We start from the raw sequence: 11,628 nt of genomic DNA on the forward strand, positions 1-11,628 counted from the left end.
GTAATCTATGGTAAAATCTGTTTTCTTTAACAGGGATCTAAGCTGGCTCAGTTTTAATGAACGCGTACTGTTAGAAGCAGCTAAAACTACGGTACCGATCCTGGAGCGCATCAAGTTCTTGTCTATCTATTCATCAAACCTGGACGAATTTTATCGGGTTAGGATGCCGGTATTAATGGCCCTCAATGATCATGAAGCCGGAGTTGACGTGGAAAGATCCCGTTTATTGAGCAATTATGACCTGGCAAAGATAGAGATCAATAAACAACAGCAAAAGTTTGGGGAAATTATATTGACGCAAATCCTTCCTCAATTGGCCGGACAGGGGATCCATTGGATCTACAATACGCCCATCCCCGAAATCATCTACGATCAGGTTTCCAATTTATTCTTTACCGAAGTGCTGGCTTATATCAATGCCATTTATATTGATAATGACCTCTCTGCATTTTTTGCGGAAAATAATAAGTTGTACCAGGCTGTTATTTTATCAGACGCTGATGGGATTGAGCGGATAGAACTCATCAATATTCCTTCAGACAACTTACCGAGATTTTACTCCATTTATGCCGGAGGTGACCATTATATTGTCTTTTTAGAAGACATCATTAAACACCACATGGCTTATCTGTTTCCGGATGATACCATCAAAGGGATATTTAACCTGAAAATTACCAGGGAGGCCGAACTAAAGATTGATAAGGATGAAGACGACATTACTGCTGCCCTGGAAAAGCAGCTTGAAACCCGTGACTTTGGGTTTGCAACCCGTTTTCTATGTGAACCCGGTATCCCCTTAAGGAACCTGTACCGGATCATTTACGCCTTAAACTTACAAAATGCATCAATTGTTGAAGGAGGAACCTATCACAACCTAAAAGATCTGAGCAGCTTTCCTTTGCCCGGAGCCGAATTTAGTTATACCAAATGGCCGCCTTTGTCATCTGTTAACATCCTTCCAAATGAAACGCTTTTTAATATTGTATTAAAGCAGGATCTTCTGTTAAATGTTCCATATCAAAGTTACGATCCCGTATTGCGATTTTTTAATGAAGCTGCGAACGACAGGTATGTAACTGAAATTTATACTACCTTATACCGTGTGGCCAGCAACTCAAAAATTGTTAGTGCGCTAAGTACAGCGGCTAAAAATGGCAAAAAGGTAGTGGTTATGGTTGAGCTTAAAGCGCGGTTTGACGAAGCAAACAACATCAAGTGGGCTAAACAAATGAAAGCTGCCGGTGTAAAGATCATTTACAGCAGCATTGATCTTAAAGTACATGCCAAGGTTGCGCTGGTTAAAAGACTGGTTAATGAAAAGGACGAATACCTGGGCTTATTTGCTACCGGTAATTTAAACGAGATTACGGCCAGGTTTTATACCGACCAGATCCTGCTTACTGCGCATCAGCCCATGCTGAAAGAACTCGAATCTTTATTCGGGTTTTTAAGCAAGCATAAAAAATCGCCGGCTCCGGAAGATCATATTGATTTTAAACATTTGCTGGTGGCTCAGTTTAATCTTCAGGATCGGTTTATTGGATTGATAGACAGAGAGATCTCAAATGCTGTTAAGGGATTGCCTGCAGGTATAACCATTAAATTGAATAACCTGGAAGAACAGGTGCTTATTTCTAAACTATATGAGGCATCGCAGGCGGGGGTTAAAATACAATTGATCGTACGTGGAATCTGCTGCCTGATCCCTGGTGTTACTGGCTTAAGTGAACACATCACGGTAACGCGTATTGTAGACCGGTACCTGGAGCATGGAAGGATATTTATATTTGAAAATAATGAGGATACAGAGATCTTTTTAGGGTCTGCCGATTGGATGAACAGGAATATTTACAGCCGTATTGAAGTCTGCTTTCCAGTGTATGACCAGAATTTAAAAAATATGATATTGAAATTGATTAAATTACAACTGAAAGATGATGTTCAGCAATCCATTTATCTATTTTTGCAAACGATTAATGAAGCTCATCCTTAAACTGCCTATGAAAAAATTATACACAAAATTCTATTATATCGTAATCCCATGTGTACTGTTCGGTGTACTGTCCTGTAAAAACCCAGTAGACAAATTTACCAGCCCCAAAGGATACGACCTTAAAAAACCTGATAAATTCAATATGCCATCCAGCTTATTAGAAATATCAGGTATTGCATTCCATAACAACAATAGCGACACCATTTATAGCATTCAAGACGAAAATGGTAAGCTTTATAAACAGAAATGGGATGTTAAGAAACAAATAAACACCAAGTTTTCTCCCAACGGGGATTTTGAAGACCTCACTATCTTAAAGAATAATATATTTGTTTTAAGAAGTGACGGTGTTTTCTTTTCCTTTCCAATCACAGAAAGCGGTAAGAAAGAAACTAAGAACGTACATGAGATAAAAGGTTTACTTCCAAAGGGTGAATACGAGAGTATTTATGCGGATAATGAAAAGAACCAGATCTATGTACTCTGTAAAAGCTGTCCGGGTGATAAAAAGACCAAAATGGTAAGCGGTTATATTTTTGATTACATCGCAGCATCTGACAGCCTTGTCAGCAGTGGGGAATTTAAAGTTAACCTTCAGGGAATTGAGGCTGTTAATCCGAAGGTTAAGACAAATTTGAGTCCCTCTGCAATGACCAGGAATCCGAGAACCAACGAATGGTATATTCTTTCTTCAGCAAATAAGCTGCTGATCATTACAGATTCTAAATGGAACATTACTGAAGCACACCGTCTTAACTCCTCCACTTTTAACCAGCCGGAAGGGCTGGCATTTGATACAGATTTTAATTTGTATATAGCTAATGAAGGAGATGAGATAACCGATGGTAATATAATTAAATTCAAGTATGTACCTGCTCAAAGCAAATAAAATTCGCTGTGCCTTTTTGGCTTCAGCAGCTGTAATTATACAGGTATTGTGCCTGTTGCAATCTACCTATGCCCAGCAAGCAGATTCTATTCGTTCCAGGGTAATCCTGATTGGTGATGCCGGTGAAATGGATATGCAGCAGGACGGCGTGATCGGCCATGCTGCCAGGCAGGTGCTGACCGGGAAAACAACTGTTTTTTATCTCGGTGATAACATCTATCCAAGGGGGATGGGATTACCAGGAAGTAAAGAAGAACAAGAAACCAAAGACATCATCAAGTCACAATATACACCATTCAGAAAATTGGCTGCCCCGGTCTACTTTATTCCAGGCAACCACGACTGGGACAAAAGCGGCCCTTTAGGATTGGCAAAGATTCAAAGACAGGATTCTTTCTTAAAGGAACAAGGTGATAGCCTGCTCAGTATGATCCCTGCAAATGGCTGCCCCGGACCAGTTGAAATTCAATTGAGTAAGGATTTGGTCGTCATTGCATTTGACAGTGAATGGTGGGTATATCCGTATGCCAAGGAAACGGCTGCCGGAACGTGTGACTGCAATACAAAGGAGGAGACCATTGAAAAGTTTAAAATCCTTCTGGAAAAAAATAAGCATAAAATGATCGTTTTAGCGTCACACCATCCGTTTCAGAGTTATGGAAGTCATGGTGGTTATTTCTCGTTAAAAGACCACATTTTCCCGTTAACTGCCCTGAACAAGAACCTGTATGTTCCGCTGCCTGTTCTGGGTTCATTATACCCTTTGCTAAGAACTACATTCGTAAATCCGGAAGATAAAGCCCATCCGTTGTATACCGGGATGATCAATCGCATTGATAGTGTGTTTGCCGGATTTCCAAACCTGATACACGTAGCAGGTCACGATCACGGACTGCAGTTTATCAAGAATGATCAGGTACAGGTAGTTAGTGGTTCTGGTGCAAAACACAGTTATGTTAGAAAAGGAAAGCATGCTTTATATGCTTCTACACTACCTGGATATGTAATTATTGATCAATTGAAAAATAATTACGTTAGATTTACTTATTATGCTCAAACAGATGGTAAATTTGAACAGGTTTTTACTTTTGTTAAAGAGTTTATTCCTGGTTTCTAATATTAGGTTAGAAACGATAAAGAATACCGAAAATGCAGACGATTACGCTAAATCTAGATCATAAAACGACTAAATCAGGAAAAGACCTGATTGGTGCCGATATTAAACTGTCTTTGAAACCCTTTGTGGATTACATTTCGAACAGATTGGATACCGAGAAAACTGCAAAAGTTAACTTCTACAGATATATACTACAGCAGTTTAACAATTATCCTGAACTGTCTGAACCTATACTTGCTGAAAATACCGGTAAATACGGTGAACTTTATGAACTGATCTATACCGCGCTTTCACCCATCATTAATGATGAGAAACAACAGTACTGGGCGCTTGGAACACCGCTTACCGGTTGCTTTCACTATGGTACAGACTCGTTCTATAACGTCCTTATGGACCATACCAGCTGCAGCATCCGCAATGACATTTCTATATCTGCGAAAAAGGATATGGAAAAGAACCTTATTTCTGCATTTTATAACCTGGTTTTAGAACGTTTTTACAACATCTCTTTAACAGGTAACCAGGTGATCGTAAATTCTGTTGTGGATCAGGATACACATTTATTAAAGTATTACAGACTCAATGTAGATACCCGGTTTTTGGAAGTTAGAACGAAAGCGGGTGTGCAACTTCCGGAATATAATTTAAAGGACGTTAAGGATTACATCAAAGACGAAAGAAATACCCTGAAGATCCTTTCTAAAGTTATTCCTCCCGAGCAGTTTATCATTGAGGGCATCTCTATCATTACATTAACCGACGTAACCAGTGAATATGCATTGGAAAGCATAAAAAACCTGGTTATTGAACATAGCGAATCCAGAAAGGGAGAACATACCAAAGAGATCTCTACCGCTTTAAAAACGCTGGTAGGTACCGATCAGATTGACTTTGGGATGGTTCCTTACATTAAATTAAATGGTAAGCTGAAGATCAATGAGTTTTCAGGTTTTACAAGTATCCTGGTACAACTGGCCAGAGACCAGGGAATGGCAGATACAGAATACAATAGCCTGATCGAAGATTATATAAGAAGTCCGAGAACACTCATCTTTCCTGAGATCTCAGAAGAGGAATATATCAGTTATCCGATGCTGAAATTGCTGGGTAAAGTTGGTGTAAAGTCTTATGCTTTATTTCCGCTGTATTACAACGCAAAGCTTGTGGGCTGCCTGGAGCTTTATACTAAAGATTCCAGCGAGTTTAATGGCAGCACCTTAACTAAGATCGAATCTTCATTTCCTTTATTGGCACAATTGTTCCAGAACATCATTGTAGATTTTAACAATGAGGTTCAGGATGTGATTACCGATAAGTTTACGGCCCTGCAGCCATCCGTTCAATGGCGCTTTCATGAAGCCGCCTATAATTACATGCAGTCTGGGGCAAAAGACAGGAACCTGCCTATAGAGCCCGTATTTTTTAGAAATGTTTATCCGTTTTATGGAGCAGTAGATATTAGAAACTCCAGCATCCAGCGTAATGCGGCGATCAGGAAAGATCTTTATAACCATTTCGCAATTCTTGAAGAAACCATTTCAGGGATAAAAAATAGGATTACGCTATGTAAAGAAGATGAAATTCCACACGAACAGTCCATCTGGAACTATAAAGATTTGGATGAGCTTTCTGACCGGGAGATCTTAAAGACAGAAGATTATTTATTAAGACAGATCCCAACCTCTCTGAATCAGCTGAAAGCCAGTCACCCTGAATTAACAACAATCGTAGATCAGTATTTTAAGTTGTCTGTTAAAGATGGCAAGCTGTATGAAAACAGGGAGCGTTACGAGAAGAGCATGCAAATGATCAACGTAGCGGTTACCAGGCACCTGGATGAGTTCAATTCAGAACTGCAATCTGCCTATCCGTGCTATTTTGAAAAATTCAGAACAGACGGTGTTGAGTTTGATATTTACCTGGGGCAATCCATTGCGCCACATATTCCATTTACCCCTAAGTTTTTAGGCGACTTTAGGCTGCGTCAATTACGCGTTTTAGCAGAAATAGCACAAACAACCAATAACTTAGGGCCATACTTCTCTTTACCACTGGAAACCACACAGCTTATCTTTGTCTATGATAAGCCCATAGACGTAAGCTTTAGAATTGATGAGCAGCGTTTTGATGTAGAAGGAAGCTATAATATTCGCTATCAGATGGTGAAAAAACGAATAGACAAAGCCTATATAAAAGACACTACCGAGCGTTTAACCCAGCCAGGTAAGATCGCTATTGTTTATTTTAACAGTGCTGAAGCCCAGGAATACCTTGTTTATATTAAAAGACTTCAATATATTGGTTTATTAAACCAGGATATTGAATATTTGGACATCGAAGAATTACAAGGTGTTGAAGGATTAAAAGCCCTAAGGGTAGGAGTAAGCTTAACAAAAGCAATTAGTTATATATGAACGTAATAAAGAACCTGTTTATTCTTGCACTTGTATTGTTCACTATTCCAGCAATAGCACAGAAACCAGGTTCAAAAGATTCAATTACCATAGCTATCGGACCAGAATACGATTCGGTTAGTAAAACACACCGCTTGTTTCTTGGTGAGAGCTATCGTAAGATTTGGGCAACCCCGATAAAAGTACGCATCATTGACCTCCAAAAAGAGCAGGGAGGGTTTAAGATCGTAAAGCTTGGCGGAGGGATGCAAACGCGATCCCTGAGACTGGTTGATCCTACAGGTAAGGAATGGGCATTAAGAACTATCCAAAAATATCCTGAACGCGGACTTCCGGAAAGTTTAAAGCCAACCATTGCTAAAGACATTGTTCAGGACCAGGTGTCTACCAATCATCCTTTTGCAGCTTTAATTGTTCCGCCGCTTGCAGAGGCTTTAGGATTGGCGCATTCCAAACCTGAGATCGTTTATGTTGGTGATGACCCTGCACTTGGTGAGTACCGTAAGGATTTTGCAAATGCCGCTTATTTACTTGAACCGCGATCGCCGTTTGAAGAAGAAACGGATAATACATTAAAGGTACAACGGAAGATCCAGGAAGATAATGATACCCGTGCAGATCAGAAACTGATGCTTAGGGCGAGGCTCCTTGATTTTGTACTGGGTGATTGGGACCGGCACGAAGATAACTGGCGCTGGCTGCCGCAAAAGGAAAAAGGGGAAACCACCTACATTCCGGTGCCCCGTGACCGCGATAAGGTCTTTTATAAAACATCAGGCCTATTTCCATGGGTGCTAAACCACCAATGGCTTAAATCACATTTACAGCCATATAGTGACAATATCCGCGATGTGAACCACTGGAACTTCAATGAACGGTTCCTGGACCGGTATTTTTTAAATGAACTGTCTGAAAAGGACTGGCAAACTGAAGTGAAGTTTGTGCAGGACAAATTGACAAGCGCATTGATTAATTCGGCTTTCCGGCAAATGCCTGACACCATATTTAAATTAAGCGGCCCGGAGCTCATCCGGTCTTTCACTTCCAGAAGAGATAAACTGGATACACTCGCCTTACAGTATTACCGCTTTTTATCCATTGATGTTGATGTCCCTGCTTCAGATAAGAAAGAATTCTTTGAAGTTAAGTATAAAGACAATGGAGAGGTAGAACTTACGGTTCATAATATCAATAAAGAAGGTAAGCAGGGAAGAAAGGTTTACCAGAGAACTTTTAGTCCGGAGGTGACCAGGGAGATCCGGTTATTTGGTATGGCCGGAGATGATGTATTTTCCGTAATCGGTAAAGAAGATTCGAAGATTAAGGTGCGCATGATCGGTGGCGGAGATGCCGATACCTTTGAAATTGCTGCCGGCGTTAAAAATAAACCATTTATCTACGACCGTTCTGACGAGCAAAACAATTATCCGGATCGCTCATCGGCTAAATTCAGACTGGCTAAAGATACGCTCGTAAACCGGTATGATAAGAATAGTTTTCTTTACGACCGGTCAGGACCATTGTTTAGCTTAAACTACAATATAGACCAGGGCTTGCAGATTGCGGCAGGTTATGTATATGAAAAACAAGGTTTCAGGAAAAATCCATATGCGTCGAAGCATGAATTTTGGGCAAATTACTCAACTGGCAGAAAATCTTTCATTTTAGATTATGTAGGGGATTTCAAAAAAGCGATCGGGAACAATGATCTGATCATTCATGGAAATTTGCTGGGTCCAAATAACCTGAGCAATTTTTTTGGTATTGGAAATAATTCAGAATACCTGGACATAGACTATGATGATGAGGAGGAAGAAGAAGAAGCGGACAAGGAAGACGGAATTTCTTATTACAGAAACCGGTATAACTATTTCAACGCCGACATAAGGATCAGCAGAAAGGTAACAGATCATTTGAGGCTTGAGGGCGGGGTGATCACCTCCATCTATTCAAGTACCCGATCTGGTAATGAAGAGCGTTTTTTTAACGACTATAATGCCGCTAATCCGGAAGAGGAAATATTCTCAGAAAAGTATTATGGCGGATTGGTTGCGGCATGGATCTATGATACCCGCGATAATGCAGCGGTGCCCAGTAAAGGGTTATATTGGAAGACCTCATTTCTGGCCCAGCACCGTCTTGATCAAACAGACGACCGCTATGGATCAGTTACTACGGAATTTAGGTTTTATATCAATCCTGGAAAATCGGGACTTGTCTTCGCAAACCGGATAGGAGCGGGCACTGTGATTGGCGAACCCGCATTTTTTCAACGCATGCAGATTGGCGGTGTAAATAGTCTGCGGGGATTTAACAGTAAACGCTTTACCGGTACTACGATGGCCTATCACAACCTGGATATGCGGTTAAGACTTTTTAACTTTACCTCTTACCTGGTTCCCGGAACGGTTGGAATGATTGCTTTTAATGATGTAGGCCGTGTTTGGGAAAAAGGGGAACATTCGAGCAGATGGCACCAGGGCTATGGAGGCGGATTGTATGTAATGCCTGGAGAAGTAATCTTAATCCAGGCAAGCGTAGGTTTCTCCAGAGAGGCAACAATGCCATATTTCTCTGTAGGATTTAATTTCTAACAGCCTCAACTCTTTCTCAACAGTCTCAATGTTCAGGAAATTCTTTTTACAAAGGATTCGGTATAAAATTCGATAATTAAGTTAGAAGCTTAATTATTCAGCATCGTTATCAACAAAGATTTTTATTTCATAGTCAGAGATGGTAATTAAGCGGTCTTTATAAAGTCCGCCGATTACTTTCTTGAATGCATTTTTGCTGATCTTAAAACGATTGTAGATCTCATCTGGTGAGCTTTTATCTCCTAATGAGATCACGCCGCCATTGTCTTTTAATTCTCCAAGTATGGTGTCTTTGTTATCCAGGATATGTCCATATCCCATAGGCTGCAGGCTAAGGTCAATTTTACCTTCAACACGAATTTTCTTGATCCATCCTTTTCTTAGTTCTCCGGGATTTAATACGTCGAACAATTCATTGGTATATAAGAGGCCGATATATTTATTGTCAACAATGGCATTGTACCCGAGATCAGATTTATCAACAATCAATAAGCTTACTTCATCACCTTCTTCAAGATCAATATCCTGATCCTCAACGAAATTGGTAAGCCTGGAGGAAGCTACCATGCGGTCATTACTTTCATCAAGAAATACATAAACCACATGATGATCACCTTTAAACATTGGGCGTTTCTGCTCACGGGCAGGAACAAATATATCTTTATCAATACCCAGATCCATAAAGGCACCATCTTCACTATCATCAACAACGGTGAGGTAAGCGAAATCACCAACGCAGGCAAGTGGTTTTTTAGAGGTTGCAGTCAGCCTGCCATCTTTATGCATATAAACGAATACGTTTATATTGTCGCCAATTTCTGCATTTTTAGGAACATGGTTATAAGGTAACAATACCTCTTTATCACCTTCAGTTAAAATGAGCCCTGCTTCTGTTTTATTGATTATCCTTAAATCGTTATATTGTCCTATTGCTATCATGATCTTATGTTTAGCCTATATTCAGCATCTTAGATGAAGTTCATCCAATTCTGCTTAAATAAATGCTTTATAAGGCGCAAAGGTAGCAATTTTATCAGGAACGTTTTTTATGTGTTTCTTCTTTAAAGATTTCCAGGTAATGTCTGGATTCAATTTTGATGTTGCTTAATTTTCCAGTCTCTAAACCGAAGAACCGTTCCAGCGTAATTCCAATTCCATATGGAATTTCTTCATTTCCATCTTCCAGGATATCGCGGTAGTTATTAAGTGTATTGATACATTTACCAATAAGACCCGGGAGGATCCGTCTTGCCTCTTTGTACTCACGGATATTCATTCGGTTCAGACATTCTTCAATTTTATACTTCTTCGGCATTTTCCTTCTTTCTGAGGCACTTAATTTCATAGTTTAACTGTTAGAGTTTTTAAACAAGGGTGTAATTTTTTTATATGTGGACTGGATAATTACAAGTTTATAAACAAAACCATATTGGGTGGTTAAAATTATGAAAATATATGTTCAAACATTTCTTATTTTCTGTCAGATTTATTCATATAAATTAAAAATGTCCATTTTTAGCGCTAATTCGATGTTTATGTCTTTATTTTGATTTGTAAATTTATTATTAACATTATTTATTTTGTTTGGATTAATCAAAATCATTGAGATTTAAGAGGTAGATTTCCTGACTGATCTTATCTTTGAGAAGGCGATAAGCAATTTTGCTTCTTAAACCACTTGTACAGCAAAGTATGATCTTTGTTTGCCCGGTTATGGTTTCTATAGGGGAGCCTAGGTTGTGCAATGGGATATTCGTTCCTCCAATGTTGTACTCCTCAAATTCATACGCTTCCCTTACGTCAATTAAATAAAGATCTTCATTGTTATTTTTCCACTCGTTAAAAACTTTCGGATCCAATACCGGGTAATCTTCTGAAGCTTTAACCTGTTCTGTCTTAGCTGCAGCTTTTGCTAAATTCAGGATCACAGAAGAATTATCCAGTGCATTATAGATCAGAAGTTTACCGGATAAAATATCTCCAAATCCACAGATCAGTTTAATGGCCTCATTGGCCATTAATGTACCTATGGTTCCAGGCAAGGTGCCCAGTACACCACTCTCGCCGCAGTTGGGTGCATCAACAGGAGCTTCAGGGTATAAGCTCCGGTAATCTGGCCCTCCCTGATAGTTAAAAATAGAAATCTGGCCTTCAAACTTAAAAATAGAACCAGATATGAACGGCTTATTAAGCAGCATGCAAGTGTCATTAATGAGATAGCGGGTACTGAAATTATCAGATCCGTCAATGATCAGATCATACGCTTCCAGCAATTCCTTTGCATTATTTTGAATAACCCTTAAATGGTATGCCTTTAATACGGCATTGGGATTAAGGAGCTGAAGTTTTTTAACCGCAGTCTCTGACTTGGAATTTCCCAGATCAGCCGTATGGAACAAGATCTGCCGGTGTAAGTTACTTACATCCACTGTATCATCATCTACAACACCAATTTTTCCAATTCCAGCGGCAACCAGGTAAAGCAGCACCGGACAGCCTAAACCACCGGCACCAATAACCAATATAGAAGCCGCTTTTAATTTAAGCTGCCCATCAATTCCTATTTCTGACAAAGCGATCTGCCTTTCGTAGGTTTTAAGTTCATTGGAATTCATACTCAT

The 11,628-nt window shown here is 39.6% G+C and carries 8 protein-coding genes; 5 read left to right on the forward strand and 3 right to left on the reverse strand.

The features are described from left to right. The first annotated feature begins 7 nt into the window (after positions 1 to 7). The 5 genes from ppk1 to ATK78_RS02155 are packed head-to-tail and all read left to right on the forward strand — an operon-like array spanning position 8 to position 9,007. Entirely contained in the window at positions 8 to 1,993 is a 1,986-nt protein-coding gene (gene ppk1 / locus ATK78_RS02135; protein WP_133574405.1) for a polyphosphate kinase 1, read from the forward strand. A gap of 7 nt (positions 1,994 to 2,000) precedes the next feature. Continuing rightward, the gene (locus tag ATK78_RS02140) at positions 2,001 to 2,882 is read left to right on the forward strand and encodes an SdiA-regulated domain-containing protein (protein WP_133574406.1); all 882 of its coding nucleotides are present in this window, start codon (positions 2,001 to 2,003) and stop codon (positions 2,880 to 2,882) included. After that, a complete protein-coding gene (locus ATK78_RS02145) occupies positions 2,860 to 3,999 on the forward strand; it encodes a metallophosphoesterase (RefSeq protein WP_133574407.1) in 1,140 nt (379 codons plus the stop codon). Before ATK78_RS02140 ends, ATK78_RS02145 begins: the two co-directional genes overlap by 23 nt. A 32-nt stretch (positions 4,000 to 4,031) precedes the next feature. Then, a complete protein-coding gene (locus ATK78_RS02150; protein WP_133574408.1) occupies positions 4,032 to 6,413 on the forward strand; it encodes a GAF domain-containing protein in 2,382 nt (793 codons plus the stop codon). After that, positions 6,410 to 9,007 carry a BamA/TamA family outer membrane protein gene (locus ATK78_RS02155; protein ID WP_133574409.1) on the forward strand — a complete coding sequence of 866 codons (2,598 nt, stop codon included), beginning with the start codon at positions 6,410 to 6,412 and terminating at the stop codon, positions 9,005 to 9,007. Before ATK78_RS02150 ends, ATK78_RS02155 begins: the two co-directional genes overlap by 4 nt. 93 nt (positions 9,008 to 9,100) lie before the next feature. Here the strand turns inward: ATK78_RS02155 and ATK78_RS02160 are convergent, their stop codons facing one another. The 3 genes from ATK78_RS02160 to moeB all read right to left on the reverse strand — a co-directional run bounded on the left by ATK78_RS02160 (position 9,101) and on the right by moeB (position 11,628). After that, the gene (locus ATK78_RS02160; RefSeq protein WP_133574410.1) at positions 9,101 to 9,946 is read right to left on the reverse strand and encodes a CvfB family protein; all 846 of its coding nucleotides are present in this window, start codon (positions 9,944 to 9,946) and stop codon (positions 9,101 to 9,103) included. 94 nt (positions 9,947 to 10,040) lie between these two features. Continuing rightward, positions 10,041 to 10,352, reverse strand: a complete 312-nt coding sequence (locus tag ATK78_RS02165; protein ID WP_133574411.1) for a hypothetical protein — start codon at positions 10,350 to 10,352, stop codon at positions 10,041 to 10,043. Between the two features lie 244 nt (positions 10,353 to 10,596). After that, entirely contained in the window at positions 10,597 to 11,628 is a 1,032-nt protein-coding gene (moeB, locus tag ATK78_RS02170) for a HesA/MoeB/ThiF family protein (protein ID WP_133574412.1), read from the reverse strand.

Origin of the sequence: Pedobacter metabolipauper (assembly GCF_004362715.1) — a bacterium.
GTDB classification, from domain to species: Bacteria; Bacteroidota; Bacteroidia; order Sphingobacteriales; family Sphingobacteriaceae; genus Pedobacter; species Pedobacter metabolipauper.

Excerpts from the sequence above, each read along its gene's own strand:
- ppk1 (WP_133574405.1), top strand. The coding sequence starts at position 8 with ATGGTAAAATCTGTTTTCTTTAACAGGGATCTAAGCTGGCTCAGTTTT.
- ATK78_RS02140 (WP_133574406.1), top strand. The coding sequence starts at position 2,001 with ATGAAAAAATTATACACAAAATTCTATTATATCGTAATCCCATGTGTA.
- ATK78_RS02145 (WP_133574407.1), top strand. The coding sequence starts at position 2,860 with ATGTACCTGCTCAAAGCAAATAAAATTCGCTGTGCCTTTTTGGCTTCA.
- ATK78_RS02150 (WP_133574408.1), top strand. The coding sequence starts at position 4,032 with ATGCAGACGATTACGCTAAATCTAGATCATAAAACGACTAAATCAGGA.
- ATK78_RS02155 (WP_133574409.1), top strand. The coding sequence starts at position 6,410 with ATGAACGTAATAAAGAACCTGTTTATTCTTGCACTTGTATTGTTCACT.
- ATK78_RS02160 (WP_133574410.1), bottom strand. The coding sequence starts at position 9,946 with ATGATAGCAATAGGACAATATAACGATTTAAGGATAATCAATAAAACA.
- ATK78_RS02165 (WP_133574411.1), bottom strand. The coding sequence starts at position 10,352 with ATGAAATTAAGTGCCTCAGAAAGAAGGAAAATGCCGAAGAAGTATAAA.
- moeB (WP_133574412.1), bottom strand. The coding sequence starts at position 11,628 with ATGAGTATGAATTCCAATGAACTTAAAACCTACGAAAGGCAGATCGCT.